30 protein-coding genes, 1 tRNA gene and 1 pseudogene are annotated in these 26,420 nt (G+C 67.6%); 20 read left to right on the forward strand and 12 right to left on the reverse strand.

Features of this window, described 5'->3' with window-relative positions:
- Positions 1–92: 92 nt before the first annotated feature.
- The gene (locus tag AC3WLD_RS00895) at positions 93–788 is read right to left on the reverse strand and encodes a c-type cytochrome (protein ID WP_492555021.1); all 696 of its coding nucleotides are present in this window, start codon (positions 786–788) and stop codon (positions 93–95) included.
- 140 nt (positions 789–928) lie between these two features.
- Between AC3WLD_RS00895 and AC3WLD_RS00900 the strand changes: the two genes are divergently transcribed.
- A complete protein-coding gene (locus AC3WLD_RS00900; protein ID WP_492555022.1) occupies positions 929–1,819 on the forward strand; it encodes a prephenate dehydratase in 891 nt (296 codons plus the stop codon).
- Between the two features lie 66 nt (positions 1,820–1,885).
- On the opposite strand, the gene AC3WLD_RS00905 is transcribed toward AC3WLD_RS00900, so the two are convergent.
- Together AC3WLD_RS00905 and AC3WLD_RS00910 are read right to left on the reverse strand one after the other, a co-directional pair.
- Positions 1,886–2,683, reverse strand: coding sequence for a response regulator (locus AC3WLD_RS00905; protein WP_492555023.1), 798 nt, complete (start codon positions 2,681–2,683; stop codon positions 1,886–1,888).
- Between the two features lie 81 nt (positions 2,684–2,764).
- On the reverse strand, positions 2,765–3,109 hold the full coding sequence (locus AC3WLD_RS00910) for a hypothetical protein (protein ID WP_492555024.1): 345 nt from the start codon (positions 3,107–3,109) through the stop codon (positions 2,765–2,767).
- A 167-nt stretch (positions 3,110–3,276) separates the two neighbouring features.
- On the opposite strand from AC3WLD_RS00910, the gene AC3WLD_RS00915 reads away from it, so the two are divergent.
- Positions 3,277–4,023, forward strand: a complete 747-nt coding sequence (locus AC3WLD_RS00915) for a Crp/Fnr family transcriptional regulator (protein WP_492555025.1) — start codon at positions 3,277–3,279, stop codon at positions 4,021–4,023.
- Positions 4,024–4,325: 302 nt separating this feature from the next.
- Here the strand turns inward: AC3WLD_RS00915 and AC3WLD_RS00920 are convergent, their stop codons facing one another.
- Positions 4,326–4,766: a response regulator gene (locus tag AC3WLD_RS00920; protein ID WP_492555026.1), complete on the reverse strand. Its 441-nt coding sequence runs from the start codon at positions 4,764–4,766 to the stop codon at positions 4,326–4,328.
- A gap of 97 nt (positions 4,767–4,863) precedes the next feature.
- Positions 4,864–6,051, reverse strand: a complete 1,188-nt coding sequence (locus tag AC3WLD_RS00925) for an N-acetyltransferase (RefSeq protein WP_492555027.1) — start codon at positions 6,049–6,051, stop codon at positions 4,864–4,866.
- Positions 6,052–6,173: 122 nt separating this feature from the next.
- Here AC3WLD_RS00925 and AC3WLD_RS00930 point away from each other — a divergent pair, with 122 nt between their 5' ends.
- Positions 6,174–7,277, forward strand: a complete 1,104-nt coding sequence (locus AC3WLD_RS00930) for a fatty acid desaturase family protein (RefSeq protein ID WP_492555028.1) — start codon at positions 6,174–6,176, stop codon at positions 7,275–7,277.
- 18 nt (positions 7,278–7,295) lie between these two features.
- Here the strand turns inward: AC3WLD_RS00930 and AC3WLD_RS00935 are convergent, their stop codons facing one another.
- Entirely contained in the window at positions 7,296–7,664 is a 369-nt protein-coding gene (locus AC3WLD_RS00935) for a response regulator (protein WP_492555029.1), read from the reverse strand.
- Positions 7,665–7,850: 186 nt separating this feature from the next.
- On the opposite strand from AC3WLD_RS00935, the gene AC3WLD_RS00940 reads away from it, so the two are divergent.
- The 6 genes from AC3WLD_RS00940 (at position 7,851) to AC3WLD_RS00965 (ending at position 14,697) form a co-directional block, all read left to right on the forward strand.
- Positions 7,851–8,594: a TonB family protein gene (locus tag AC3WLD_RS00940; RefSeq protein WP_492555030.1), complete on the forward strand. Its 744-nt coding sequence runs from the start codon at positions 7,851–7,853 to the stop codon at positions 8,592–8,594.
- 202 nt (positions 8,595–8,796) lie between these two features.
- Positions 8,797–11,145: a glycosyltransferase gene (locus AC3WLD_RS00945; RefSeq protein WP_492555031.1), complete on the forward strand. Its 2,349-nt coding sequence runs from the start codon at positions 8,797–8,799 to the stop codon at positions 11,143–11,145.
- A gap of 112 nt (positions 11,146–11,257) precedes the next feature.
- On the forward strand, positions 11,258–12,406 hold the full coding sequence (locus tag AC3WLD_RS00950; RefSeq protein ID WP_492555032.1) for a glycoside hydrolase family 130 protein: 1,149 nt from the start codon (positions 11,258–11,260) through the stop codon (positions 12,404–12,406).
- A 2-nt stretch (positions 12,407–12,408) separates the two neighbouring features.
- Positions 12,409–13,449: a mannose-1-phosphate guanylyltransferase gene (locus AC3WLD_RS00955; protein ID WP_492555033.1), complete on the forward strand. Its 1,041-nt coding sequence runs from the start codon at positions 12,409–12,411 to the stop codon at positions 13,447–13,449.
- The gene (locus AC3WLD_RS00960) at positions 13,446–14,246 is read left to right on the forward strand and encodes a class I mannose-6-phosphate isomerase (protein ID WP_492555034.1); all 801 of its coding nucleotides are present in this window, start codon (positions 13,446–13,448) and stop codon (positions 14,244–14,246) included. The genes AC3WLD_RS00955 and AC3WLD_RS00960 overlap by 4 nt, the downstream gene beginning before the upstream one ends.
- A gap of 10 nt (positions 14,247–14,256) precedes the next feature.
- Positions 14,257–14,697 carry a DUF2721 domain-containing protein gene (locus tag AC3WLD_RS00965; RefSeq protein WP_492555035.1) on the forward strand — a complete coding sequence of 147 codons (441 nt, stop codon included), beginning with the start codon at positions 14,257–14,259 and terminating at the stop codon, positions 14,695–14,697.
- Here the strand turns inward: AC3WLD_RS00965 and AC3WLD_RS00970 are convergent.
- The 3 genes from AC3WLD_RS00970 to AC3WLD_RS00980 are packed head-to-tail and all read right to left on the reverse strand — an operon-like array spanning position 14,694 to position 16,958.
- Positions 14,694–14,990 carry a polyhydroxyalkanoic acid system family protein gene (locus AC3WLD_RS00970; RefSeq protein ID WP_492555036.1) on the reverse strand — a complete coding sequence of 99 codons (297 nt, stop codon included), beginning with the start codon at positions 14,988–14,990 and terminating at the stop codon, positions 14,694–14,696. The two genes, AC3WLD_RS00965 and AC3WLD_RS00970, sit on opposite strands and share 4 nt — an antisense overlap.
- A complete protein-coding gene (locus tag AC3WLD_RS00975) occupies positions 14,990–15,733 on the reverse strand; it encodes a hypothetical protein (RefSeq protein WP_492555037.1) in 744 nt (247 codons plus the stop codon). The genes AC3WLD_RS00970 and AC3WLD_RS00975 overlap by 1 nt, the downstream gene beginning before the upstream one ends.
- Positions 15,734–15,743: 10 nt before the next feature.
- The gene (locus tag AC3WLD_RS00980) at positions 15,744–16,958 is read right to left on the reverse strand and encodes a toxic anion resistance protein (RefSeq protein ID WP_492555038.1); all 1,215 of its coding nucleotides are present in this window, start codon (positions 16,956–16,958) and stop codon (positions 15,744–15,746) included.
- Between the two features lie 202 nt (positions 16,959–17,160).
- On the opposite strand from AC3WLD_RS00980, the gene AC3WLD_RS00985 reads away from it, so the two are divergent.
- A complete protein-coding gene (locus AC3WLD_RS00985; RefSeq protein WP_492555039.1) occupies positions 17,161–17,556 on the forward strand; it encodes an MAPEG family protein in 396 nt (131 codons plus the stop codon).
- A 125-nt stretch (positions 17,557–17,681) separates the two neighbouring features.
- On the opposite strand, the gene AC3WLD_RS00990 is transcribed toward AC3WLD_RS00985, so the two are convergent.
- Complete coding sequence (locus AC3WLD_RS00990; RefSeq protein ID WP_492555040.1) at positions 17,682–17,966, reverse strand: hypothetical protein; 285 nt, start codon at positions 17,964–17,966, stop codon at positions 17,682–17,684.
- Between the two features lie 116 nt (positions 17,967–18,082).
- Between AC3WLD_RS00990 and AC3WLD_RS00995 the strand changes: the two genes are divergently transcribed.
- Positions 18,083–18,805 carry an SDR family NAD(P)-dependent oxidoreductase gene (locus tag AC3WLD_RS00995; RefSeq protein WP_492555041.1) on the forward strand — a complete coding sequence of 241 codons (723 nt, stop codon included), beginning with the start codon at positions 18,083–18,085 and terminating at the stop codon, positions 18,803–18,805.
- Between the two features lie 118 nt (positions 18,806–18,923).
- On the opposite strand, the gene AC3WLD_RS01000 is transcribed toward AC3WLD_RS00995, so the two are convergent.
- Positions 18,924–20,678 carry a fatty acyl-AMP ligase gene (locus AC3WLD_RS01000; RefSeq protein WP_492555042.1) on the reverse strand — a complete coding sequence of 585 codons (1,755 nt, stop codon included), beginning with the start codon at positions 20,676–20,678 and terminating at the stop codon, positions 18,924–18,926.
- 133 nt (positions 20,679–20,811) lie between these two features.
- On the opposite strand from AC3WLD_RS01000, the gene AC3WLD_RS01005 reads away from it, so the two are divergent.
- The 4 genes and pseudogenes from AC3WLD_RS01005 to AC3WLD_RS01020 all read left to right on the forward strand — a co-directional run.
- On the forward strand, positions 20,812–21,363 hold the full coding sequence (locus tag AC3WLD_RS01005) for a regulatory protein RecX (protein WP_492555043.1): 552 nt from the start codon (positions 20,812–20,814) through the stop codon (positions 21,361–21,363).
- Positions 21,353–21,883, forward strand: a complete 531-nt coding sequence (locus AC3WLD_RS01010) for a DUF192 domain-containing protein (RefSeq protein ID WP_492555044.1) — start codon at positions 21,353–21,355, stop codon at positions 21,881–21,883. Before AC3WLD_RS01005 ends, AC3WLD_RS01010 begins: the two co-directional genes overlap by 11 nt.
- Before the next feature lie 178 nt (positions 21,884–22,061).
- Positions 22,062–22,475 (forward strand): NADH:ubiquinone oxidoreductase subunit NDUFA12, encoded by a 414-nt coding sequence (locus AC3WLD_RS01015; RefSeq protein WP_492555045.1) that lies wholly within the window; start codon positions 22,062–22,064, stop codon positions 22,473–22,475.
- Positions 22,475–22,879, forward strand: a pseudogene (locus AC3WLD_RS01020) (DUF2155 domain-containing protein); the annotation flags it as partial. The gene AC3WLD_RS01015 and the pseudogene AC3WLD_RS01020, both read left to right, overlap by 1 nt.
- Before the next feature lie 35 nt (positions 22,880–22,914).
- Here AC3WLD_RS01020 and aat read toward each other — a convergent pair.
- Positions 22,915–23,727, reverse strand: coding sequence for a leucyl/phenylalanyl-tRNA--protein transferase (gene aat / locus AC3WLD_RS01025; protein WP_492555046.1), 813 nt, complete (start codon positions 23,725–23,727; stop codon positions 22,915–22,917).
- A gap of 65 nt (positions 23,728–23,792) precedes the next feature.
- Here aat and AC3WLD_RS01030 point away from each other — a divergent pair.
- From AC3WLD_RS01030 to rplK, 5 genes are all read left to right on the forward strand, one after another.
- Positions 23,793–23,868, forward strand: a tRNA-Trp gene (locus AC3WLD_RS01030).
- A 78-nt stretch (positions 23,869–23,946) separates the two neighbouring features.
- Positions 23,947–24,741 (forward strand): SDR family NAD(P)-dependent oxidoreductase, encoded by a 795-nt coding sequence (locus tag AC3WLD_RS01035; protein ID WP_492555047.1) that lies wholly within the window; start codon positions 23,947–23,949, stop codon positions 24,739–24,741.
- 172 nt (positions 24,742–24,913) lie between these two features.
- A complete protein-coding gene (gene secE / locus AC3WLD_RS01040) occupies positions 24,914–25,108 on the forward strand; it encodes a preprotein translocase subunit SecE (protein WP_492555048.1) in 195 nt (64 codons plus the stop codon).
- Between the two features lie 38 nt (positions 25,109–25,146).
- Positions 25,147–25,683 carry a transcription termination/antitermination protein NusG gene (gene nusG / locus AC3WLD_RS01045; RefSeq protein ID WP_492555049.1) on the forward strand — a complete coding sequence of 179 codons (537 nt, stop codon included), beginning with the start codon at positions 25,147–25,149 and terminating at the stop codon, positions 25,681–25,683.
- A gap of 302 nt (positions 25,684–25,985) precedes the next feature.
- Positions 25,986–26,417, forward strand: a complete 432-nt coding sequence (gene rplK / locus AC3WLD_RS01050) for a 50S ribosomal protein L11 (RefSeq protein ID WP_492555050.1) — start codon at positions 25,986–25,988, stop codon at positions 26,415–26,417.
- Positions 26,418–26,420: the final 3 nt, after the last annotated feature.

Raw genomic sequence — 26,420 nt, forward strand, 5'->3', positions numbered from 1 at the left:
CTGGTGCGGTTGGCGCGCCGGCCGAGGTGGTGACACGAAAAAGGGCGGAGCCTCGCGGCCCCGCCCCTAGGGTATTCTGCTGAAGCGAAAGCTCAGGGCGCCTTGGTCGCCGGAACCGTCGACTTGGTGCCACCCGCCGCGACCGCCGGATCGGGCATCGCGTTCGCGCCCGCCGCCTTCGGATCGGCCGGGGCCGCCGGGCCTTCCGCACCGCCCGAAGCTTCAGCGGCCGGAGCGTCAGCCGCTGGCGCGGCATCCGCCTTGGGCAGCGGCAGGTTCGAGCCGAGCGAGTTCAGGTAGACGATGATGTTGGCGCGGTCTTCGGCCTTCGAGAGGCCGGCGAAGCTCATCTTGGTGCCGTCGGCGAACTTCTTCGGGCTGGTCAGCCACGCGTCCATCGCCTCGAAGGTCCAGGTGCCGCCCTTCGACTTCAGCGAATCGGAGAAGGCATAGCCGCCCTTGCCCTGCCCGATGCCCTCGCCCATGGTTCCGTAGAGGTTCGGGCCGATGCCGTTGGCGCCGCCCTGGGCATCGGTGTGGCAGGCCTGGCACTTGGCGAACAGGGCCTTGCCCTTGGCCGGATCGGCGGCGGCGAGCAGGACGGGCAGCGGCACCTTGGCCGCGCCGCCTTCACCCTCTTCCTCGACGCCCTCGATTGCATAACCCTGCTTTTCGGGCGCGTGGTGCTTGTCCGCCTGGAAATAGTGGCCCGAAAGGCTCGACAGCCCGAGCGCCACGATACCGCCGAACAGCGTCCAGCCAGCGATGGTGTTGAACCGGTCTTCCATGTACGAGCCCCATGAAGCGCCATGCCGGCACCCTGCCGACGGCCTGCGCGAGTTTGGGCTCGCTCTAGTCAGGCCTCGGGGCCGATGCAAGAGCGATTGAGACTTGCCGCCCCGCAGCGGGAACCGTAACGCGCCGGGCCATGCAGAGCTATCCCGCCCCCGCCCTGGCGCTCGTCGAAAAGATGACCGCCGCCGCCGCCGCCGAACCGTCGCGGGCCGTGGCATTCCAAGGCGCGCCGGGAGCCAATTCGCACAAGGCCGCGCTGGAAGTCGCGCCGGAATGCCTGCCGCTGCCCTGCTTCAGTTTCGAGGACGCGCTCGACGCGGTGAAGGACGGCCGCGCCGGCAGCGCGATCATCCCGATCGAGAATTCGCAGCACGGCCGGGTCGCGGACATCCACTTCCTCCTGCCGGAAAGCGGGCTGAGGATCGTCGCCGAGCATTTCATGCCGATCCATGCCTGCCTGATGGCGACCGGCCCGGGGCCGTTCAGCGCTGCCTACAGCCATCCGCAGGCGCTCGGCCAGTCGCGGCACTATCTCCGGGAGCGGGGAATCGTGCCGCTGAGCTATGCCGACACGGCAGGAGCGGCGGCCTATGTCGCGGAGCTGGGCGACCCGGCGCTTTGCGCCCTTGCCCCGGAAATCGCGGCCGATCTCTATGGCCTGCAGATCATCGCCCGCAATGTCGAGGACGCGCCGGACAACACCACGCGGTTCGTTCTCCTCGCAACCGAACCGCGCGATCCGGCGACGATCCACGGAGCGGCGATGACGACGTTCGTGTTCGAGGTCCGCAACATCCCCGCAGCGCTCTACAAGGCGCTGGGCGGGTTCGCCACCAACGGCGTCAACATGACCAAGCTCGAAAGCTACCAGCGCGGTGCGAGCTTTGCGGCGACGGCATTCTATTGCGACGTCGTCGGGCGGCCGGGAGAAGCCGCGTTCGACCGCGCCTATGAGGAACTGGAATTCTACGCGAAAGACGTGCGCCTGCTTGGCACCTATCCGCTGGAGCGCGAGCGCGGCTGAACGTGAAAGGGCCGCGCTTCCCCCAAAAGGAAGCGCGGCCCCGTGCCGCCGCATTGCCGGGAGGGATCAGGCCAGCGGGCGGCTGGAACCGAAGAAGAGCGCCTGGCTGATCGCCGCGCGCACCGTCGATTCCTGGAACGGCTTGGTGATGAGATAAGTCGGCTCGGTCCGCTCGCCGGTGAGCAGGCGCTCCGGATAGGCGGTGATGAAGATGACCGGCACGTCCTCGATCTTGAGGATGTCGTCCACCGCGTCGAGTCCCGAGCTGCCGTCGGCGAGCTGGATGTCGGCGAGGACCAGCCCCGGCGTCTCGCGGGCAACGATTTCCTGCGCCTGGGTACGGGTCGCGGCCATGCCGCAGACGTCGTGGCCCAGCGAGCGGACGAGGTCCTCGAGCTGCATCGAGATGAGCGGCTCGTCCTCGATGATCAGGACCGAGGTGGTCGATTCGCGATCGATTTCGGCGATCGCATCCTGGACCAGTTCCTCGACCTCGGCGGGTTCGAGTTCCATGATGTAGGCGGCTTCCTCGATCGAAAAGTCCTCGAGCGTCGTCAGCAGCAGGGCCTGGCGGTTTTCCGGTGTAACTTGCGCGAGGCGCTCCTGCGCGGCAGCCTCGTGGCTGTCCCCGGCAGCGCCCGAAACGTCGCGTGTGTCGACGTAGGCGGTTTCCCAGACGCTGTTGAAAGCGTGGTAAAGCTCCGCTCGGCCGGCGCCGATTTCCTCGCGGAGGCCCGGATCGGCGAGCGCCGCTTCGAGCGTGGCGCGCACGAAGGCGTCCCCGGTCGTCTGGCTACCCGTAAGGGCCCGCGCATAACGACGCAGATACGGCAAATTGGTGGCTACCTTGGCGCCAAGCGACATTAAAACCCCTTCCCACGACAGAACATGCGCGACCGCTGGGACAATCCGCGACGTGCGCAGTGGTTCCCGGCCTATCGCGAATTATTGGTCCGTCGCGGTGCGGCGCGCAAGCGCTTGTTCGAGCCAGCCGACGACCTCGGCAGGCTCGACGGGTTTGCGAAAGCGCATGGCAGCGGCGAGATCGACGGAAATCGACGGCTCCCGCAAACCGATGAAGAGAGCGGTCGGACATCCTTCGTCGAGGAGCTCGCGTGCCAGCTGCTCGCCGCGCCCGTCCGGCAGCGCGGGATTGATCAACGCCGCCGAGAACCGCCCCTCGCCGAGGATCATGTAGGCCGCCATCAGGTTGCCTGCCGTCACCGCCCGGAACCCGCGATCCGCCAGGGCGACCTCGAGCTCCATCGCCACGAGCACGCTCTCTTCCACGACGAGGATCCGTTCGCCATCCGACCTCGTCATCCAACCGCCTTCCACCGTTCCAACAGGCCGGCCGTCTAGATGGTCAATTTCGGCAGCGCTGTTACATATGTTATTGCAATCAAGGGAACAGAGCGACACGGCGCGTAGCGCCGAAGGGATGTCAGGTGGGGGTCATGGCGGGAGAAGAAAGCACATCGAATGCAATCTGCGAGGCGTGCCCATTGCTCGCCTGCAAGGGTCTGCGCGCGCCCGACGACGTCACGCGGAAATGGCTCCAGGCCTTCCGGACCGGCGACCTTTCGTTCCGCCGCGGTGAGACCGTTCTGGCCCAGGGTGCCTGGTCTACCAGCGTGATGACGCTGCTGTCCGGCATCCTTCTTCGCTACCGCCTGCTTGAGGACGGGCGGCGGCAAGTGGTCAACTTCATGTTCCCGGGCGACCTCGTCGGTCTGCAGGGCGCGTTCGACGAGCCCCTGCTCCACGGGGTCGAAGCGCAGACCGACGTCATCCTGTGCCACTTCCAGCGCGAGCGGTTTTTCGACCTGGTCATCTCCCAGCCGCGACTGGCCTACGACGTGACCTGGCAGGCAGCCTGCGAGGAAGGGGCGCTGGAGGACCATCTCGTCGCGCTCGGCCGGCGTTCGGCACGCGAGCGGATGGCATATCTGGCCGCGTTCCTCGTCAACCGCGCCGAGGGGACCGGGATGTGCGAGGGCGGGGTGCTGCGGCTGGCGATCAGCCAGGCGGTGATCGCCGACATGCTGGGCCTGTCGCTGGTCCACACCAACCGTACCATGCAATGGCTGCGCAAGGCCGGTCTGGTGGTGTGGGACCAGAGCTCGATTGCGATTCCCGACATGGACCGCTCCTGCGATTTTGCCCATTTCGACCGCAACCAGCCGCCCCGTCCGTACGTGTGATCCGCCCTCCAAAAAAAAGTCGCAAAAAATTTCGGGGGGCAGGGAACCGGCAAGCGGGTGGATCATTTTCCCCTTGTCACCGCCGAGACCCCCCCTCCCGTCCAAGCGGCTGGTGATACGATCCCGAAAGGCCTCCTCCGAGAAATCGGTGGAGGCCTTTTTTCTGCCCCGTTGAAACATTTGCAGGTCGCGCGGGCCAGGCTTCGTCATCGCGAAGCGCGAAACGGCGAAGCCATTCACGATAGCGGTTGGAAAATCGTCGCCACCTGCACCTCGCGAGGTCGGCGAGACTTTCTGGGATTCTACCGGCTCGTGACTATGCTCCTGAGCCGGCCGAGCAGACCGGGCTTGCGCCGCTGGCGACGGATCGCCTCGACCAGTTGCTCGGGCGTGAACGGCTTGGCCAGCACTTCCCCCAGCCCCGCGATCCGCGGCGGGATCGCCTCGGGCGAACCGGTCGAGAACACGATCGCCGGCGGATCGGGATTGAGCTCGAGCACCAGCTCAGCCATCGCCCAGCCCTCGTCGCAGTCGGCGAGATGGACGTCGAGAACCAGCACGTCGGGCTTGAGGCGGTCGAGCTCGGGCAGGGCACAGGTCACGGTCGGGCATACCGAGACCGATTCCGCCCCGTTGGCCATCAGCGCGTCCGACATCATCATCGCGACGATCGCATCGTCTTCGACGATCAATGCGCGGCCCATCGGCGGCGACTTGCGGGACTGTTGCGCCTTGGCGGCCATGTGCTGCTCCTTTACCGAGCACCGGAACGATCCCGCGGCCCGCGCGGGAAACGGATCGTGTTCGCGCCGGGTTCCCGCGCGGTTACAGCGCCGGGTTCTAAAGCGCCTTTTCGTAGATCAGGTACTCGCGGTTGACCTTTGATCCGATCGCGTCCGCAATTGCCACCATTCCCTGATTGTCCTCTAGGATCCAGCCGATTTCGCCGCGCCGCCCGTCATAATCGGCAACCGCGTTGCGGCGGATGTACTCGATCATCATGAAGGCCAGCTGGCTGGCGAGACGCGACGACTGGAGCCGCTTGACCACGCCCATCAGCGGCACCCGCATGTCGGCCGGCTTGGGCTTGCGCAACCAGCGGAGCATCTTGATCCAGCCGAACGGAAAAAGCTTGCCGCCGATCTGCTTGATCGGGCCGTTGATGTCGGGCCAGGTCATCATGAAGGCGACCGGCTCACCGTCGACCTCGGCGATCATCACGAGGTCGGCGAAGACCAGCGTCTTCATCTTCTTGCTGGCATAGGCAATCTCGGCGTCGGTGAACGGCACGAAGCCCCAGTTGCTGCTCCACGCGTCGTTGAGGATGTGGAGGATGATCGCGGCTTCCTGGTCGAACTTCTTCAGGTCGACCTTGCGGACATTGATCCGCGGGTTCTTCTCGCCGGAAGCAACGATGCGGCTGATGAGGGGCGGGAACTCCCGGCAGATGTCGAGCTCGTAGGTCAGCAGCTTCTTGGCAGGGGCATAACCCTGTCTTTCGATCCAGCCCTGGTAGTGCGGCGCATGATGGCCCATCGAGATCATCGGGCTGTGATCGTGCCCTTTGACCAGCAGCCCCGGCTCTTCCCAGATCGACATCGAGATCGGCGCGAGGACGCGGGTCATGCCCTGTTCGCGCAGCCACGCCTCGGCGCGGGCGATCAGCGCGTCCGAAGTGGCCTGGTCCTCGGCCTCGAGCAGGCCCCAGTTGCCGGTCCCGGGCCCCATGCCCTGTTCGGGCGGCTGTTCGAGCGCCAGCAGGTCGATGTGCGCGGAAATCCGGCCGACCACCTTCCCGGCGCGGCGGGCGAGGAAGAACTGGACCTTGGCATGCTCGAAGAACGGGTTCTTGCCGGGGGTGACCAGCTCCATCGCCTCTGCCCGGATCGGCGGGACCCAGGCCGGATCGTCCTTGTTCAGGCGATAGGCGAGGTCGACGAAGGCCTTGAGGTCGGCCTTGCCGGAAACGGGAGCGATCACTACGTCGGCAGCGGCCACGATATTGCCTTTGTTTGGGGCTAGGGACATCTGGCCGGCGAAGTGCGGGCCGTCCCCGGCCATGTCAAGCGGGACGCCCCTATCCGCCCGGAATGCGACAAAAGTGCGGCCATTCAGCCGCCGTTTCGGGTCCATCGGGATTAGACGACGAGATGATTGCCAGCGAACAGATCGACCTGCCTCAGGCGGACCTCCGCGCCTCTGCCATCCCGGCGGACGGTGCCATCGCGCGCACGCCCGACGACAAGGAAATGCTCCGCGCCGCGGTCGAGCTGACCCGCGACATCGCCGCTGCCCGCCCGGCATTCTACTGGCCCGACATGCTGTTGTCGGCGGGGCTCGGCTATGCGGCGCTTGCCGGTGCGATCCTGATCGGCAATCCGCTGCTCGCCGCGCTCTCGGGCGTCCTCTCGGCACTGCTCCTCTACCGCGCGCTGCTGTTCATCCACGAGCTGACGCACATCCACAAGAACGCGCTGCCCGGCTTCCGTTTCGCCTGGAACCTGCTGGTCGGCGTGCCGATGATGATCCCCTCGCTGATGTACGAGAACGTCCACACGCTCCACCATGCGCGGACGCGGTACGGCACCGCCGAGGATCCGGAATACCTGCCGCTCGCCCTGATGAAGTGGTGGTCGCTGCCGGTCTTCACCCTGACCGCGCTGCTGCTCCCGGTGGGGCTGCTGATCCGTTCGGCGATTCTCGTGCCGCTTGGCGCGCTCATCCCGCCGCTGCGCAAGCTGGTGTGGGAGCGCGCGTCCGCGCTCGCCATCAACCCCGAGTTCCGGCGCCGCCCGCCGGAGGGCGAATTTGCCCGCATGGTGCTGTGGCAGGAAATCGGAGCAAGCGCCTGGGCCTGGTTCATCCTCGCCTGGAGCAGCCAGAACGGCTGGCGTCCGCTGCTGATCGGGCTTGCGGTGATCTCGCTGACCGCCCTGCTCAATCAGGTCCGCACGCTCGTCGCGCACCTGTGGAAGAACGAGGGCGAGGCGATGACCGTGACCGGGCAGTACCTCGATTCGGTCAACGTCCCCCCGCCCGGCATCGCCGCCGAGCTGTGGGCTCCTGTAGGCCTGCGCTATCACGCGCTCCACCACCTGCTGCCGTCGATGCCCTACCATTCGCTGCCCGAAGCGCACCGCCGCCTGCGCGCCCACCTCGGCGAGGGTTCGACGTACGACAAGGGCAATTATGCCGGGCTGTTCCCGCTGCTGGCGCGGCTGCTGCGCAGCACGATGGGCATTCGCACGGCCTGACCGGCCCCGGCGCGAGGGTTATTCGGCGGCCTGCGCCTCGCCCTCGGCCATCCGGCTGAGCGCGCCCCGCAGGTCGGCGAGGCTGACTGGCTTGACCAGCAGCGGCGCATCTTCGGGAACCCCTTGCGTCCCTTCGAGCGAGGCATGCCCGGTGAGAAACGTGAACGGCTTGCCCGCTTCGCGCAGGCGCTGGGCCACCGGCACCGAGGTCGAATCCTGGCCGAGGCTGAAATCGAGCAACGCGCAGTCGATCTCGCTCTGGTCGAGCAGCGACAGCGCCTGGTGAACCGTGGCGGCAGAGCCGGCCAGTTCATAGCCGAGCTCCGCGAGGTTTTCTTCGAGCAGCATGGCGAGCAGGGGCTCGTCCTCGACAACCAGTACGCGCATCGCAGTCATCCTTCAGAGCGAACCGCCGCTATCGAAAGGGTGGGCCCGGCGCCAAATGCGCAAGCGACCACCATACAGGTTTTCGGGGCCTTGCCCAATGCTCCAAGGCCAAATCGGCTCGGCTCGTCGCAAAGCCGGGCCAGTTTGGGCTGGAACCGGGGCGCCATGCGGGGAATTCTCGCACCCGTGCCAACCCGCGAATCACCCGATGTCCGCTTCAGCGACCAGCCTCGCGTGCCGCGCCGCACCCGTATCGCGACCATCGCGGCGGTGGCGGCGCTGCACCTTGTCGTCGCCTTCGCGCTGATCAAGGGGCTGGCGGCGGCCGGGGTGATCGACGATCCGTTCGTGGAGACCAGCGCCTACAACGTCGCCCTCCCGCCCCCCGCCCCGCCGCCCAGCCCGAGCGACACCGGCGACAGTGCCGCCGGCAAGGCCGCCCCCGAAGCGGCGACCGCCAAGCCGCGCGAGGCTGCGGCTCCCAAGCCGAGGATCCCGCGCAAGACCGACCGCGCTCCGCCTGCTGCCTCGTCGGGCACGCAGGACCGCTCCGGCGCGGGCGCGAGCGGCTCCGGCAGCGGTGGAGGCGGAGCGGGCAACGGGACCGGCTCGGGCGGCAGTGGCACCGGCTCGGGCAGCGGGGCGGCGCGACCGGTCGAAAAGACCGCGGGCACGATCGATTCGATCCGCGATTATCCCAAGGCCGGGCGCGACGCCCGGCTGGGCCACTCCGCGATTATCGAAATGACGGTGGGAACCGATGGCCGCGCCCGCAATTGCCGTGTCGTCAGCAGCAGCGGTGATGCGGAGTCCGACCGGATCACCTGCCGTCTCGCCGAACAGCGCTTCCGCTTTCGCCCGCGCCTCGATGCGAGCGGCCAGCCGGTCGAGGCGGTCTACCGCTGGGGCCAGCGGTTCTTCAGTCCCTGATTCATTCTTGCTGCAAATGCGAACATTGCTTCGCAGTTGCGGCATCTGCTTGCAAATTCGGAAATTTGCTCCACCTTGATGCGACGAACTGCATCCGGATCGGGAGATACTGCCGCACTGCAATGGAACCGGATGGGTCGTTCGATCATTCATTCATCGGAGGGACAGTTTCTCATCCTCTCGGGAAGGACCGGAAATAGCGATGACTTCGATGGACCGTATCGTGGCTCCGCGCAGCGCCGGCGAAACCGGACTGGCTGCGCTAAGAATTCCCCGTCAGACTGCCGACTCCGCGCGCGTCGCGCTGATCGGAGGCTTCCGCCCGCGCAAGTGCGGGATTGCGACCTTCACCAGCGACATTCACGACCAGCTGCTGCGCCACCATCCCGAGATCGCGCTCGACCTCCACGTCATCGACAGCCCCGCCGACGAACATGAGTACGCCGACGCACGGGCGGTGATCCGCGCCGACCGGGCCGCCGACTATGCGATCGCCGCACGGCGGATCAATGAAGACGCGGTCGATGCGGTCTGGCTCCAGCACGAATACGGCATCTTCGGCGGCGAAGATGGGGAAATGGTGCTCGATCTGGTCGACCGCATCGCCGCACCCCTGATCGTCACGCTCCACACCGTGCTGGCCGAGCCGAGCGCAAAGCAGCGTGCGATCATCGAACACCTGCTGCGCCGTGCAAGCCGGGTCATGGTCATGGCCCGCCATTCGCGCGACCTGCTGGTGCGCAATTATCACGCCGATCCCGCCCGCATCGCCGTCATCGAGCACGGCGCGCCCGACCGCCCGTTCGGCGCGGGCAATGCGTTCCGCCGCAAGGCGGGCCTCGAGGGCCGCAACGTGCTGATGACTTTCGGGCTGCTCGGCCCCGGCAAGGGGCTGGAGACGGTGATCGAAGCCTTGCCGTCGATCGTCGCCGCCCATCCCGACACCCTTTACCGGATCGTCGGCGCGACGCACCCCAACCTGATCGCCCACGAAGGCGAGGCCTACCGTGACAGTCTCGTCGCGCTGGCCGAAAAGCTGGGCGTGGCGGATAACATCCAGTGGGAGAACAGCTTCCTAGAAACCGGCGAGTTGCTCGAGCAGCTGGAAGCCTGCGATATTTATCTCACGCCCTACCCGGGCCTGCAGCAGTCGACCTCCGGCACGCTGAGCTATGCGGTCGCGCTGGGCCGGGCGGTGGTTTCGACACCCTATGTCCATGCCCGTGAGCTGCTCGCCGACGGTGTCGGTTGCCTGATCGAGCCGCGCTCGGCTTCAGCCATCGCCGACGCAGTTAACGGCCTGCTGGGCGACCGCAACCGCCTCGCCGAGATGCAGCGCCGTGCATGGCAGCGCGGCCGCGAAACAATCTGGCCGCGCTTTGCCGAGGCGAGCGCCGCGCTTGTGCGGAGCGCCGTCGGCGCCACACCCAAGCAGCCGCCGCTCCTCGCCACCCCCGGCGCTCGGGGCGTCTTCGCGATGAGCGATGGCACCGGCATGTTCCAGCATTCGATCGGGATCGTGCCCGACCGGCGCCACGGCTATTGCCTCGACGACAACGTGCGGGCGCTGATGCTGATGGGCAACGCCGACGCCATTCCGGCCGAAGATCGGCAGCGCTGGGCGATGGTCTACGCGAGCTTCATCCAGCACGCCTGGAACCCTGAGGCGCGACGCTTCCGCAACTTCATGAACTTCGACCGGACCTGGTGCGAGGACATCGGTTCCGACGACAGCAATGGGCGCACTCTCTGGGCGCTGGGCCTCGCCATCGGCAATGCGCCTGATCCGGGCCTGCGAGCGTGGGCGCGGCAGTGGTTCGATATCGCCGTGGAGCCGCTCGCCGAACTCGATTCGCCGCGGACCATCGCCTTCTCGATGCTGGGGGCCTGCGCCGCGCTGCGCGCCGGGCACCGTAGCGAGGCGGCCCGCGACCTGTTCCGCAAGGGCGCGCAAACCCTGTGCCATCTGCTGGCCCGCGAGCGCCGCCCGGACTGGGCCTGGTTCGAAGCCGTGCTCGGCTATGACAATCCCCGCCTGCCGCAGGCGTTGATCGAGGCAGCCGTGCTCGACGAGCGCGAGGACTGGCTCGCCGCCGGTCTTGATTCGCTGCGCTTCATCGCTTCGCGCCAGGTCGCGGCCGCCGGGCACTTCCGCCCCGTTGGCTCCGACACGTTCCACAAGCCGTTCGCGGTCCTCCCGTTCGACCAGCAGCCGCTCGAGGCGTGGGCTGCGGTCGATGCGGCGGCGGTGGCGCTTCAGGCGACGGGCGACCGCGGCTGGCTGCGCCATGCCGAAACCGCCTATCGCTGGTTCCTTGGCGCCAACGATCGCGGCGTCGTGCTGGGCGACCTCGCCAGCGGGCGCTGCCGCGACGGGGTCACCCCGCACGGCGCAAACGAGAACACGGGCGCGGAATCGATCCTTGCTTTCCAGCTGGCGCACTACAAACTGCGCGAAATGATCGCGATCGATGGACCGGCGCGGAACCAGCAGGAGGGCCCGGCGTTGGGCAAGGCGGAACGGACAGCCCAGCACCTTGCGCATTCTTGAAGAACGACTGCACGCAGATCCCTCGCGGGTAGTCCTGCGCCCATTCCACCTGGGCTGGCAGGGCGCCGCGACCGATTCGCGTGCCGGCCGCCTGGTCTCTGACATCGCTGCGATGAGCGACGAAGCCGCGGCCGAGGAATACGGGCGGGTGCTCCATGACTTCGCGGAGCGCCACTGGCAGACCGAACTGATGTTCGAAGAACGCTATGCCGAGGTCGAGGCTTCGCTCGGGCTCGACGGCGGCAACTTCGGCAAGCTGCGCAAGCGGCTCATCGGCGCCTACTTCTGCCACGAATACACCTATGCCGCGGCCGCGCTGATGAATCCGTCGATCGTCCCGCATCCCGACCAGTCGGGGATGTCGGGCGGTGCCTGCCGCTTCGTCATGAGCCTGCGCGCGGTCGGCGAAGGCCACATCAGCTCGGTCGCTTTTCGGGAAGGCATCGTCCAGCAGGACGGGAGCTTCCAGCTCTGGCCGCAGAATGCCTTCGCGACCTCCGTGTCCACCGATGCGGCGACATTGACCGACGGCGACGCGGCGGTGACCGTCTACCGCCATCCCGAAAGCAGCCTGTCGAACACGGTGATCTTCCCGATCACCGAGCAGCAGCGCGGGGGCCTCGAGGACCTGCGGCTGGTCCGCTTCGACCATGGTGGCGGGGCTTACGAGTGGATCGGGACCTACACCGCCTATTCGGGCAGCTCGATTCGCTCGGAACTGCTGCGCACCGCCGACTTTCGCGAGTTCATCCTCGAGCCGATCATGGGCCGCGCCGGGCGCAACAAGGGAATGGCACTGTTCCCGGAGAAGATTGGCGGCCAGTACGCGATGATCGGTCGGCAGGACGGCAAGAACCTGTTCCTGCTCCGCTCCGACCATCTCGAGTGCTGGGACGACGACGGGGTGCTCCTGATGGAGCCGAAATACCCGTGGGAATTCATCCAGATCGGCAATTGCGGCAGCCCCATCCTGATCGATGAGGGCTGGCTGCTGATCACGCACGGGGTCGGCGCCATGCGCAAGTATGCGCTGGGCTGCGCGCTGCTCGACCGCGACGACCCCTCGAAGGTACTGGCCCGCAGTCCCACTCCGATCCTCACCGCAGTCGATGCCGACCGCTATGGCTACGTCCCCAACGTCGTCTACACCTGCGGCGCGCTGAGGGTTGGCGAGCGGCTGCTGGTGCCTTACGGAATCTCGGACAGCGCGGTGGGGTTCGCGACCACCACCATCGCCGACCTGCTCGAATTGATGGAGTGAGCGTGACGAAGATCACCCCGGTTATCCTGTGCGGCGGCAGCGGAACCCGGCTGTGGCCGCGTTCGCGCAAGACCATGCCGAAACCCTTCCTCCCGCTGGTCGGCGACAGCACGCTGTTCGAAGCTACATTGCTGCGCTGTGCCGACGGGGCCCACTTCGCCGATCCGGTGGTGGTGACCGGCACCGCCCACCTCGATCATGTCGAGGCGCAGCTGCCGCACCCGGAGCGCGCCCAGGTCATCGTCGAGCCCGAAGCCCGCAACACCGCCGCCGCGATCGCGCTTGCTGCGCTGCGCCTGCCCGCCGATGCGATCATGCTGGTCTGCCCGAGCGACCACCACATCGGCGACTGCGAGGCGTTCGTGTCCGCCGCGCGGGCTGCGGGCGCACTTGCCGAGAGCGGCTGGCTGGTCTCGTTCGGGATCGCCGCAACCGCGCCCGAAACCGGCTTCGGCTATGTCAAGCGCGGCGAGGCGATCGATGCCACCGGCGGCTACAAGGTCGACCGGTTCGTCGAAAAGCCCGACCTCGAACGGGCCATCGGTTTTCTTTCGGAAGGCACCTACTCTTGGAACGGCGGGATCTTCGCGTTCCGCGCCGGCACGTTCCTCGACGAACTGGCGAAGCACCGCCCCCTGATCGCCGCCTCGGCACGCGCCGCGGTCGAGGCTGGTCACGTCGACGGCCAGCGCTTCCACCCCGATCCGCAGGCCTTCGCCGGGATCGAGAGCGAGAGCGTCGACTACGCGGTCATGGAAAACACCGACCGTGCGGCGATGGTCCCGGCGAGCATGGCCTGGTCCGACATCGGCAACTGGCAGGCGCTCCACGCCGCGCTGGAACGCGACGAGGTTGGCAACGCGGTGCGCGGCAATGCCGAGCTGGTCGACTGCCGCAACGTCCTGGTCGACAGCGACGGTCCGCGCGTCTCGGTGATCGGAGCGAGCGACCTCGTCATCGTCGTCGACAAGGGCGAGGTGCTGGTCTGCACGCCGGAGGGCGCGCAGCTCGTCGGCAAGCTCCAGGGGGCGGCGAACCAGTGATCCTGCCGGTGAAGAGCGTGGAGAAACCGTGGGGCCGCGATACGCTGCGCGCGCCGTTCTCCGCGCCCGAAGGCCAGCGCATCGGCGAAATCTGGTTCGAGCCGCCGGCGCAGCTGCCCAGCGTCCTCGTCAAATACATCTTCACCAGCGAGAAGCTTTCGGTCCAGGTTCACCCCGACGACGCGCAGGCCAAGGCGGCGGGCGAGACCGACACCGGCAAGGAAGAGTGCTGGCTGGTGATCGACGCCGAACCCGGCGCGACGCTCGGCGTCGGTTTCCATGATCCCGTCGACAGCGAAACGATGCGCGCCGCCTCGCTCAGCGGTGCGATCGAGGACATGCTGGTGTGGCATCCGGTCCAGGCCGGGGATTTCTTCTACATTCCCGCGGGCACGGTCCACGCAATCGGTGCTGGCGTCAGCCTGATCGAGATCCAGCAGACCAGCGACATCACCTATCGCCTCTATGACTATGGCCGCCCGCGCGAGCTGCACCTCGACGCGGGGATCGCGGTGTCGAAGGGCGAGCCGCACGATCCGGCGCTGCGCCGGCACATCCCGGACGAGGGCACGGTCGAGCTCGCGCGCGGGCCGTATTTCACCGCGCACCGGGTCGATGGCGAACCGGACGCCGCGCTGCTGGCCGAATACGACCGCCCGCTGCTGGTGATCCCGCGCCGCGGCGAGGCGCAGGTCGGCGGCGAAAGCGTGCGCCCCGGCCAGTGCGCGCAGGCGTCCAGCATTCGAGACGTTCGTCTCGATCCGGCCGGCCTCGCCATCCTCGTCCATCCGGCGTAAGCCTCGCGGCGTGATCGCCCAGACCATCCAGCTCGCGCTTGCCCCGGTCTTCGTGCTGGTGGCAATCGGCAACATCATGAACATCCTGACGACGCGGCTTGGCCGGGTTGTCGACCGTTCGCGCGCCCTGCAGCGCCTTCACGGGGAGACCGCCGGGCTGGAACATGACGCCGTCGTGGTGGAAATCCGCTATGTCGACCGGCGCATCCACCTGATCGGGCGGGCGCTGACGATGCTGGTGCTGTCGGGCCTCGCCATCGGCGTGACCGTGGGCGTCATCTTCATCGGCGAGCTGCTCGACCGCGAGTTACGCGTCGCCGCTGGCAGCGTGTTCTTCCTCGCCATCGCCCTGCTGATGGCGGCGCTGGTGTATCTGCTGGCCGAAACCCGGATCGTCGCGAAATCGCTGCGGATCCCGGAGGAGCTGCTGGAGCTGGAGCGCAAGCTCTAGGCGAGCAGCTTCTGCCCCTTCTCGCGGATGGTCTGCTCGATCATCCCGCCGAGGAAGCCCAGCTGCCCGGGCAGGTCGAAGTTGACCACGATCTGGCTGTCCTCGACGGTCACCGCTCCGCGCACGGTCTGGCCGAGCGCGGTGACCGCCATGTCCATCGTGTCCTCGTCCGCCCACGCGGTCTCGACCGTGGCGACGCCGCCCGGCACGATTCCCGCCAGCTCGCCGCTGCGCTCGCGGATGCGGCGGCGGACTTCGGCGCGGTCGTGGCTGTGGGGAATGGCAACGCGCATCAGGCAGGCTTCTCTTCGTCGTCGAGCGCGTCCCCGTACTTGTAGTCGAGGTAGCGGGTCTGGATCGCCAGCTTGTCGATGTCGCCGGTGGCGAGCTGGCGGGTGATCTGGTCGATCTCGCCGCTGACCTTGCCGAGCGCGTCTGTCAACTGCGCGTCAGGGGTGCGCCCGGCCCGCTCCTCGCGGCGCAGGTGCGCGGGGATGCGGCGATAGCTGTCGATCATGCCAGGCAGGTGCTCGCCCACCAGCCTGCGCACTTCGCCGACCGCCGGCTCGTCCGGGTTGATGCCCTCAAGCTGGAGGCCGAGCGCATCGAGCTGGACGCCCAGCCGGTCGACGATCTCCACCGCCGGCGCGGGCAGCGCCGGGCGCTGCGCCTCGAGCCACAGCTCGGTCCGCCCGACCATCAGGCGCACGTCGCCCTGGTTGAGCGCGGGCAATTCCGGCACCTTGAGCTTCGGGTATTTGCCGAACACATAAAGCGCGGCGAAGATGGCAAGGCCGGTCAGCATCAGCCCGGTGAAGCCGATCCCGCCCATGACCAGGCCGGTGATCGTCGCCGCCGCGAGGATCATCGCGATCACCGCCCCCAGCCGCGCCGCCTTGGCGCGGGCGTGACGGCTCTTGAGTTCGGCCGAGCGCTTGCCAATGGATTTCACCCGCCGCCCGCCGGCGCGCTGTTCGGCCAGCGTGCGCCGGGCCTCGGCAAGGATGCGGTCGCTGTTCTGGGCGGGACTGGTCATGCCGGCGCGGTCAGCCCTCCAGGCTCAGCAGCGAGGGCGCTTCGGTGCCGATCGCCTTGGCCTGCGCCGCACCTTCGGCCCGGGCGATGTAGCCCTTCGACTTCTCGACCTCGCCTGAGAGCGTGTCGACCGTCTGCTTCATCGCGTCGAGCGCCTTGAGCTTGAACGTGTCGATGTTGTCCATCGTGTCGTAGATGTTCTGGAAAGCGCGCTGCAGCGTTTCCATGGGAAGCGTGCTCGAGGCCGCCATTTCGTGGATCTTGCCGGTGTTCTCGCGCAGCAGCTTGCCGGTGGAATCGATGATCCCCGCGGTGGTGGTGTTGAGCGCGGTGATCTGCTGGAGCACGAGGCGCTGGTTGGTCATCGCCTGCGCCACCGTCACCGCAGTACGCAGCGCGCCGACGGTGGTGGTGCTGGCGCGGTCGACGCCCTTGACCAGCTCGACGTTGTTCTTCTTGACGAGGTCGAGCGCGAGGTAGCCCTGCACCGTCACCGCCATCTGGGTCAGCAGGTCCTGGTGGCGCTGGCGGACATAGAACAGCGCGCTTTCGCGGATCGCCTTGGCCTTGGCCGGATCGGTGTGGTCGAGGTCGTTGGCGGTGTCTTCGAGCTTGGTGTCGAGCTCGCGGGCGATCAGGATCATCTGCTCGAGGTTGCCCATCGCCTCCCACAGCTTCTGGCGCTCGACGTCGATCGAGGCGTTGTCCATCAGCAGCTCGTCCTTGCCCGAGGCGAGGCGGTCGAGGATCGCCTTGATGTGCCCCTGCGCCGAGGTGTAGCTGTCGAAGTAGTTCTTCAGCTTGTTGCCGAACGGGATGATCCCGAGGAACTTGCGGCCCGAAGACAGGTTGCCCTGGCGGCCGGGGTCGAGCTCTTCCACCGTGCGGCGCAGTTCGGCGAGGTTGGCACCGACGCCCGAATCCTTGTCCATTGCCCGGATCGGCCGGTCGAGGAAGCGGTTGGACATGCCCGCCGCCGTCGCGATTTCCTTGCGGCCCATGTTGGTCAGCTGGTCGACCCGCTTGCCGAACTCGGGGCTCGCCGCGTCCTGCGCGATCAGGTCGGCCACGAAGGCATCGACCTTGCTGGCGAGCTTGGACTTGTTCTCTTCCGACACCGGAACCAGCCCCGCGGCCTGCGCGGGCGCGACCTGGGGCACCGGATCGGGCGGTGTCAACTGGATGCCCAAGGCGTCCTGCGTGGTGGTTTCCGTGCTGCTGGCCATCGCCTGCCCAATCCCTTTTTCGAGCCGGGTGAAGCGCCCAAGATGGCGCTCCGCTTCCGCAATGCCAAGTGTATTATCGCCATAAGACACGGGCAAGCTCCGTTTGTCGGCGAAGGTCCGCGGCTCGTCGAGAGATCACGGCTCGACAGGACGGCGGGTTCGCGGCATCCTCTTGCCCGGAAAAACAGGGGGAGACGGGTCGATGCCGGTCGAATTGACAATTCTTGCGTGGGGCGCGGTGCTGCTGCTGGTCCACATCTTCACCGCGGCGCATTTCAAGACGAAACAGTACGGGGTCGATTGGAACATGGGCGCGCGCGACGAAGCGTTGCCGCCGCTCAATCCGATCGCCGGGCGGCTGACGCGGGCGCAGGCGAATTTCCTCGAGACGCTGCCGATTGCGATCATCGCGCTGCTCGGCGTGGTCCTTGCCGGGAAAACGAACGGAACCACCGCGCTGGGTGGCTGGATCTGGCTCGGCGCGCGGACGGCCTACCTGTTCATCTACTGGGCCGGAATCCCCAAGATCCGCACGCTGGTGTTCTTCGTCAGCCTGATCGGCCTCGGCATGGTGCTGTGGCCGCTGCTGGCGGGCTGAAGCCGCCGCTTCTCCAGACACGCGTCATTGCGAGGCCGCAGGCCGAAGCAATCCATGAGGAGCCGTGCGGCACTGGATGGCTTCGTCGCTGCGCTCCTCGCAATGACGAAGGTGGGGAAAGGTTGCTACCCGAACAACCGCTGGAGCAGGCCCGGGCGCTTGCGCTCGGGCAGTTCCTGCCCGGTCGCGTCGAGCAGGTACTTGGCAAGGATCAGCGCCTGGTTCCTGGTCATCAGGTAATGGCGGTTCTCGATCTGCCCGGCGGCAGTGGAGGCCTGCGCGGCGCTCTGCACCGACAGGTCGATGCCGCGGTTGAACGGCGTGTGCGTCCAGCCGACCAGTACCCCGAATTCACCCGTGTCATGCACCACGGCATCGGCGCGGGCGCGCTCCGCAACCATCTGTCCCATTGGACCTCTCCCCGTTATCCCGGGGTGATTATGAATCGAAAGCCGGCGATTTCGTCAAGACACCAGTTGGCGTTCGCCAACAGGGTTCCCGTTGCGGGACGCAGCGGGCGGCGGGCATGAGCGCACCGCTGCGCTGCGCGGTGTTCGGCGCCTCGGGCGGGATCGGCGGCGCGCTGGTCCATGCGCTGGCCGGGCGGGACGACGTCGGCGAGGTCCATGCCGGGGCGAGAAGCGGCGCGGTGGCGGTCCACGACAAGGTCCGCCCGTTCCGCTTCGACCTGCTCCACGAAGGCTCGATCGCCGAGGCCGCGAAAGAAATCGGCGGCCCGCTCGACCTCGTCATCGTCGCCACGGGCATCCTTCATCGCAGCGACGGCAGTGGCCCGGAGAAAAGCTACCGCGCGCTCGATCCCGCCGCGATGGCCGAACTCTACGCCGTCCACGCGATCGGCCCGGCGCTGATAGCCAAGCACACGCTGCCGCTGCTGGGCCGCAACCGCCGGAGCGTGTTCGCGGCGCTCTCGGCGCGGGTCGGCTCGATCTCCGACAACCGGCTCGGCGGCTGGCATTCCTACCGCGCGGCCAAGGCGGCGCTCAACATGCTGCTCAGGAACTTCGCGATTGAACTGGCCCGCAGCAACCCCGCCGCCGTGGTGGCCGGGCTGCACCCCGGAACGGTCGATACCGACTTGTCCCGCCCGTTCCAGAAGGGCGTGGCCGAGGGCAAGTTGTTCTCGGCGGAATTTGCGGCGGAGCGGCTGCTGGGCGTGGTCGACGGACTGCAGCCAAGCGACAGCGGAAAGGTGTTTGCGTGGGATGGGCGAGAGGTTGCGCCGTAGCCGCTTGCCATCTTAGTCCGGCGCCCTGGACTTGTTCGAAGGTCCTGCTGCTGTCTTCCGTAGCTTCGGAATAAAAGCGGGAACCCGGGTCAGGCCCGGGATGACGCCGATATCAGGCTCAAGCCGCCAGCTTGTACGGCTCGATCTCGCCCGACAGGTACAGCTTCTTCGCCTTGGCGCGGCTGAGCTTGCCCGAGCTGGTGCGCGGCAGGGTGCGCGGGGGGACGAGTTCGACCACGCAGTTCATGCCGGTGACTGAGCGGACCTTCTCGCGGATTTCCTCGTGCAGTTTCGCCCGCTCGACCGGGTCGGAGACGCGGCAGTGGACGAGCACCGCGGGCACTTCCTCCCCACTGTCGTTTTCGACCGAGAACGCGGCGATGTCGCCCTGGTGGAAGCCGGGAAGCTGTTCCACCGCCCACTCGATGTCCTGCGGCCAGTGGTTCTTGCCATTGATGATGATCATGTCCTTCGCCCGGCCGACGATGAACAGGTAGCCGTTCACGAGGTAGCCCATGTCGCCGGTGTCGAGCCAGCCGTCGACCAGCGCCTCGGCGGTCGATTCGGGGTCGCGGAAGTAAGAGTGCATGACGCTGCTGCCGCGGCACCATACCTTGCCGATGTGGTGGTCGGGCAGCGGCTTTCCGCCCTCGCCGCGCACTTCGACTTCCATGCCGCGGATCGCCTTGCCGCAGTTGACGATGGCGCGGTAGCGGGCCGGGCGCGAGAGGTCGCGAGGGCTGCCCGACAGGCGCTCTTCCTCGACCAGTTCGACGCGGATGCCTTCGCCCGGCGGCATCACGGTGACCGCCAGCGTCGCTTCGGCAAGGCCGTAGCTCGGCAGGAAGGCGCTGGCCTTGAAGCCCGCATCCGCGAACGCGTTGACGAAGCTCTGCATCACGTCGGGGCGGATCATGTCGGCGCCGTTGCCGGCGACCCGCCAGCGCGACAGGTCGAAGCGTTCGGCGACGTTGGACTGGCTGGAAATGCGGCGCGCGCAGATGTCGTAGCCGAAGGTCGGCGAGTACGACATCGAGGTACCCTTGTTGCGGCTGATCAGGTCGAGCCACGCCAGCGGGCGGCGGGCGAAGTCCTCGGTCTTGAGGTAGTCGCACGACATCTGGTTCGAGATGATCGAGAGGAAGCAGCCGACGAGGCCCATGTCGTGATACCACGGCAGCCACGAGATCCCGCGGTCGCCCTCGCCGATGTTCATCGAGTGGGCATGGCCGGCGAGGTTCGCCAGCAGTGCCTCGTGCGTCACCGCGACGCCGTGGGGGAAACGGGTCGAGCCGCTCGAATACTGGAGGTAGCAGATGTCGTCGGGCCGGCTTTCGGGCAGGGCGACGTCGGGCGCGGCCTCGCTCCAGAAATCCTGCCACGCGAGCCCTTCGCAGCCCTGCCGCGCGGCGGCGGCACCGGCCATCTCGGCGATCTCGCCGGGGAAGAACAGGATGCTGGGGTCGCTGCTCGACAGCTGGACGGACAGCTGGTCGATGTAGTTTTCCTTGCCGCCGAAGCTTGTCGGCAGCGGCAGCGGCACCGGCCACGCCCCGGCATAGACCGCACCGCAGAACAGCGCGGCGAAATCGGGACCGGTCTCCGCGATCAGGGCGATCCGGTCGCCCTTCTGGACCCCGCGTGCGACAAGGCGGCGGGCCGCGGCGAGCGCGTCCTCGCGCAGTTCGCTGAACGGATACGGGCGCACCAGGTTGCCGCGGGCATCGTGGAAGTTGAGCCCCTTGGTACCCTGCGCCGCATAGTCGAGCGCTTCGCCGAAGGTGCCGAAATCGGAATAGCGGCGCGGCAGTGCATCGTCGTTCGGCGTGGAAACGAGCGGCGTCTTGTCCAGCACGGCGTTCGTTGCGGTCATGTGCGTTTACCCGATTGTTGTCTTGGGGCGGACGCCTTTCGGCGCGTCCGCCTGAACCTCTCATTGCCGCGCAATTCATAAGGCACGGCTGCGGAGTTTCCCATTTAACGGGGACTGTGGCACGAATGTGGCGATGACCCGCCCGCCTCTGGACCGCCGCGAGAAGCGCCCGCCCAAGCCGCTTGACGCGGCCCGGCTGGAGGAACTGGCGCTCGCCTATGTCGCGCGCTTCGCGACCAGCGCGGGCAAGCTGTCCGCCTACCTCAGGCGCAAGCTGCGCGAGCGCGGATGGGACGGCGCGGGCGAGCCGGACCCGGCGGCGCTGGTCGCGCGGTTCGTGGCGCGCGGCTATGTCGACGATGCCGGCTATGCCCGGGCCAAGGCCGGCGGCCTGCTGCGGCGCGGCTATGGCACCCGGCGGATCGGGCAGGCCCTCGCCGCGGCCGGGATCGCCGAGGACGACCGCGAGGCCATTTCCCGGGCCGAGCAGCGTCAGGCCGCGCTGGTCATGGCGAGGAAGCGCCGGTTCGGTCCGTTCGGCCCCGGTTCAGCCGACCGGGCGCAGCGCGAAAAGCAGCTCGCGGCGATGCTGCGCGCCGGGCATCCGCTTGAAAGCGCGCGAATTCTGGTCGATGCAGCGAGCGTCGAAGCGGCGGAGGAATGGGCGAGTGGTGATGACGAATAGGTGCACGGCGAATAGCTGGACGGGAAAGCTGCGCACCGCCGCGCTGGTGCTGGCGGGTGCGGTCATGGCCTGCTCGCCGATGTCCGCGGACGCGGGCAGCAAGGGCCAGTCGTCGTCCTCGGCCAGCGCGGCCAAGGTTCACCCGCTGTCGGGCCTGCCGGTCATTCCGCTGACCGTGACCAGCCCGACCGGCGCCCACGGGTTCCTCGTCGAAGTCGCGAAGAGCCCGGCCGAACAGGCGCAGGGGCTGATGTTCCGCACCGCGATGGGCGCGGACGAGGGGATGATCTTCATCCGCCAGCCGCCCGACGTCGCCTCGTTCTGGATGCGCAACACGGTGATCCCGCTCGACATCATCTTCATCGGCACCGACCACCGGATTCTCAACATCGCCGCCAACGCGCGTCCCTATGACGAAACTCCGCGCCCCTCGATCGGCATCGCCGCGGCGGTGCTCGAACTCAACGGCGGCCGCGCGGCGCAGCTGGGGATCAAGCCGGGCGACAAGGTCGAGTGGTGATGTAAAAGAGCAGGCCCACCCCCGGCCCCTCCCGCAAGCGGGAGGGGAGTAAAGCGCTGCGCAGTCCCCCTCCCGCAAGCGGGAAGGGTTAGGGGTGGGCCCGCGCAGTCAGGCAAGGTTCGCCCGACCACTACACAACCCTTGCCCCGCCCCCTGCAAATCCAGTAGGGCGCAGGCCATGGGCATCCTTGCGAAGATCTTCACCTGGTGGGACGGCGCGACCGTCGGCACGCTGCTCGACAACGCCGTGAACAACGAGCACGTCGGCACCGACGCGCAGGGCAACAAGTACTACCGCTCCAAGAAGCCCGGCAAGAAGGGCACCCCGTTCGAAGGACGCGAGCGGCGCTGGGTGATCTACGACGGCGCCAACGATTCGAGCCGCGTGCCCGCCGAATGGCACGGCTGGCTCCACGGCTCGCTGGACGGTGTGCCCGAAAGCCACCTGCCGCCCGCGCGGATCTGGGAAGTGGACTATACCCCCAACGCCACCGGCACCGCCGCCGCCTATCGCCCGCAAGGCGCGCTCGAGCGTGGTGGCAAGCGCGCCGCCGCGACCGGCGACTACGAAGCCTGGTCCCCGGAAGCCTGATGCGCCTGCGCCCTGCGCCGCTGCTTGCCGCCGCGGCGCTGCTCGCGCTCGCCGGCTGCGGCGACGAGAAGGAGTCAGCCCCGCCGCCCGAGATCGCCGCGACCGGCGGCTCCGACGTCAAGGCCGGCCCGGTGGTCGAAAGCGAATACGGCACGCCGGTCAAGGACCGCGTCGCGACGCTCGGCTTCCTCAACAAGCGCAACAACCTGTCACAGGACATCACGCTCAAGTCCGGCGAATCGAAGCGGATCGGCAACGTCATCGTCAAGCTCGCCACGTGCGAGCGCAGCCTGCCGTGGGAAGAGCCGCAGACCGGCGCCTTCGTCCAGGTCTATGTCGAGGAGCGCGCCAGCACGCAGGAGAAGCTGGCCTGGCACAAGGTGTTCTCGGGCTGGCTGTTCAAGGAATCGCCGTCGCTCAACGTGGTCGAGCACCCGGTCTATGACGTGTGGGTCAAGAATTGTGCGATGAAGTTCCCCGGCGAGGAAGGCGGCCCCGCGCCGTCGGCATCGGCCAGCAGCGCGGCGAAGCCCGCCGGCAGCAGCGACGCGCCGAAGTCCCAGCCAAGCCCTTCGCCCTCGGCCTCGGCCAGCGCGTCGCCATCGCCGAAACCCTCCCCGAAGCCGAGCGCCAAGCCCAGTCCCTCGCCCTCCGCCAGCGGGCGCTGAGCAGCGCGGAGCAGCGCAAGATAGCGCGCCTGCGGCAGTTCGACCGCGCCCAGGGAGGCGAGGTGCGGGGTGATGAACTGGCAGTCGAGCAGCTCCGCCCCGCCCCGCCGCAACGCCGCGACCAGCCAGGCCATCGCCACTTTCGACGAATCGGTCATCCTGCTGAACATCGATTCGCCGCAGAAGACGCGCGCGAAGCTTACCCCGTAAAGCCCGCCGACCAGTTCATCGCCGTGCCAGCATTCGATCGAATGAGCATGTCCGAGTTCGTGCAGCCGGCGGTAGCTCGCCATGATCCGCGCGCTGATCCAGCTTTCGTCGGCGCCGGGCCGCGGGCCGGCGCATTCCTCGATCACCCGGTCGAACGCGGCGTCGCAGGTCACGCGGAAGCGGCCCTTGCGCAGCGTCTTCGCCAGCGAATGCGAGAGGTGGAACGCGTCCAGCGGCATGATCGCCCGCATCCGCGGTTCGACCCAGAACACCTCGGGATCGTCGCGGCTGTCGGCCATCGGAAAGATGCCGGAACGGTACGCCTTGAGCAGCAGCGCCGGCGGGATGATCGGAGGAGGGGTCGTGCCGTGCATTTGTTAGGGCGATGCTTTCCTTCGCTTGTCTTACCGCATCGTTGGCTCTAAGGGCACCCCCGCACAGGAGTGTAGCTCAGTTGGTAGAGCATCGGTCTCCAAAACCGAGGGCCGCGGGTTCGAATCCTGCCACTCCTGCCACTTCCCCCTGACAATCCGGCTCTTGTCCGCAGGTTCCTGTGCGGCGATGGTGCGCATCAGTCACGCGCGGGAGAGCACATGGACCTCGAACTGGGCGGCAAGGGCGCGCTCGTGGTGGGCGCCGGGGCCGACGTCGGCCGGGCCGCCGCGCTGGCACTGGCGGCGGAGGGCGCGCGGCTGGTACTGGCCGGCCGCCGCCGCGAGCCGCTCGAGGAAACCGCCCGCCTGTGCGGCGGAGCGACGGTGATCTGCGCCGATCTGGCGCATGCCGAGGGAGCGGACCGGCTCGCCACCGCTGCCGACGCCGCGCTCGGCGGGATCGACGTGCTGGTCAACACCGCCGGCCCCTTTCCCCGCGATCCGACGGTGCCGGTCCCCGCGTATGGCCACGACGAATCGTGGCTGGCCGCATTTGACGGCCTGTTCCTGTCCGCCATGCGGATCGGGCGTGCGGTGATCCCCGGGATGAAGGCGCGCGGCAGCGGCGCGGTGGTCATGCTCTGCGCCAACTCGGTCCGCCACTACAGCCCCGGCACCGCACAGTACGGCGCGATGAAGGCGGCGCTCGCCCACCTCGTCAAGAACTGGGCGCGCGACGGGGCAGGCTCCGGCGTGCGGGTGAATGCCGTGCTCCCCGGCTGGATCAGGGGCGAGGCGCTCGCCGGCAGGCTCGACCGGGAAGCCCGCGATTCCGGGCGCACCGCCGCCGAGATCGAGGCGGCAATGATGGCCAGCCACGACCGCAACTTCTGGGCAAACCGCATGGGAAGGCCCGAGGAGTACGCCAGCGTCGCCACGTTCCTCGCCTCGCCGCGGGCGTCCTACGTCAACGGCGCGCTGGTGGCGGTGGACGGCGGCTCGGCGATCCTGTGAACGCGCGCTGCCAAGGCCGCCACCCTCCACCCTTGCCAACGGCGCGGGTGCGGCCTAAATGCGGGGTCTCTTCCGACATCGGAATCTCGCAAGCCCCTCCCGGTTCCGACCGGGGCGGCGATGAGGCCATGGCGGAAGCGACGAGTTCAATTGTCCGTGAAGGAACACGACGATGGCCAAGACCAGCCCCGGTGAGTTCATCCGCCAGGTCCGCGCAGAAGCTGCGAAGGTGGTCTGGCCGACCCGTCAGGAAACCGTCACCACCGCGATCTTCGTGGGGATCATGATGGTCATCCTCGCCGTGTTCTTCCTCGGCATCGACACGCTGTTCGGCAAGATCGTCCAGTTCCTGCTGTCGCTGGCCTGATCGCCGCCGCACGCGCTTTTCCAGGGAAACGAGATACAATGGCCCGCTGGTACATCATCCACGCCTATTCCGGTTTCGAGAACAAGGTCCGCGAATCGATCATGTCCGAGGCCGAGCGGATGGGCCTGTCGCAGCTGGTCGAGGCGGTCGAGGTTCCTTCCGAAACCGTGACCGAGGTCAAGCGCGGCAAGAAGGTCCAGGTCGAGCGCAAGACGATGCCGGGCTACGTCCTCGCCAAGCTCGGCATGAACGATGACGTGTATCACCTGATCAAGAACACCCCGAAGGTCACCGGCTTCCTCGGCAACGGCGGCAAGCCGCAGCCGATTTCCGACCGCGAGGCCGCGCGCTACTTCGGCGCCCGCGACGAAGCCGCCGCCGCGCCCAAGCGCGAGGTCCACGTCGATTACGAGATCGGCGATTCGGTCAAGGTCAACGCCGGCCCGTTCGCCAGCTTCAACGGCATCGTCGAGGAGCTCGACTTCGACAAGAGCCGGGTCAAGGTCTCGGTCTCGATCTTCGGCCGCGCCACGCCGGTGGAACTGGGCTTCGAGGAAGTCGAACTGGTCAAATAAGCAGGGCGGGCAGCGCCGCGCTGCTTGCCCACCCCCTGCCCCTCCCGCAAGCGGGAGGGGAGTTCAAGCGCCAGCTGCCCTCCCGCATGCGGGAGGGTCGGGAGACTTGGCCGCGCAGCGGCCGTAGTCGGACGGGGTGGGCCTTCCCGCCCTTGCCTTTAACCGCATTTTCCCCTACCCGCGCGCCTTCGCTTCGGCTTGCCGGGGCGATTCCGTGCGGGAGACGGCATTTCGCCGTTGCTTGACCGCTCACTCTGAGCCCCGGCCGAAAGCCGGGGCGACAGGAAGAAAGGAGGCCCCTCGTGGCCAAGAAGATCGAAGGTTACATCAAGCTGCAGGTGCCGGCGGGCGACGCCAAGCCTGCCCCGCCGATCGGCCCGGCCCTGGGCCAGCGCGGCGTGAACATCATGGAATTCTGCAAGCAGTTCAACGCTGCCACGCAGGAGCTGGAAAAGGGCATGCCCCTTCCGACCGTGATCACCGTCTATGCCGACCGCTCGTTCAGCTTCATCACCAAGACGCCCCCGGCGACCTACCTGATCAAGAAGGCGATCAACCTCAAGTCGGGCTCGAAGCTGCCCGGCAAGGAATCCGCCGGGACGATCAAGCGCTCGCAGCTCTCGGAAATCGCCGAGATGAAGATGAAGGATCTCAACGCCAACGACATCGACGCGGCGACGAAGATCATCGAAGGCTCCGCCCGCGCGATGGGCCTTTCGGTTGTGGAGGGCTGATCC

The organism is Novosphingobium sp. FW305-C-111, from assembly GCF_058783565.1.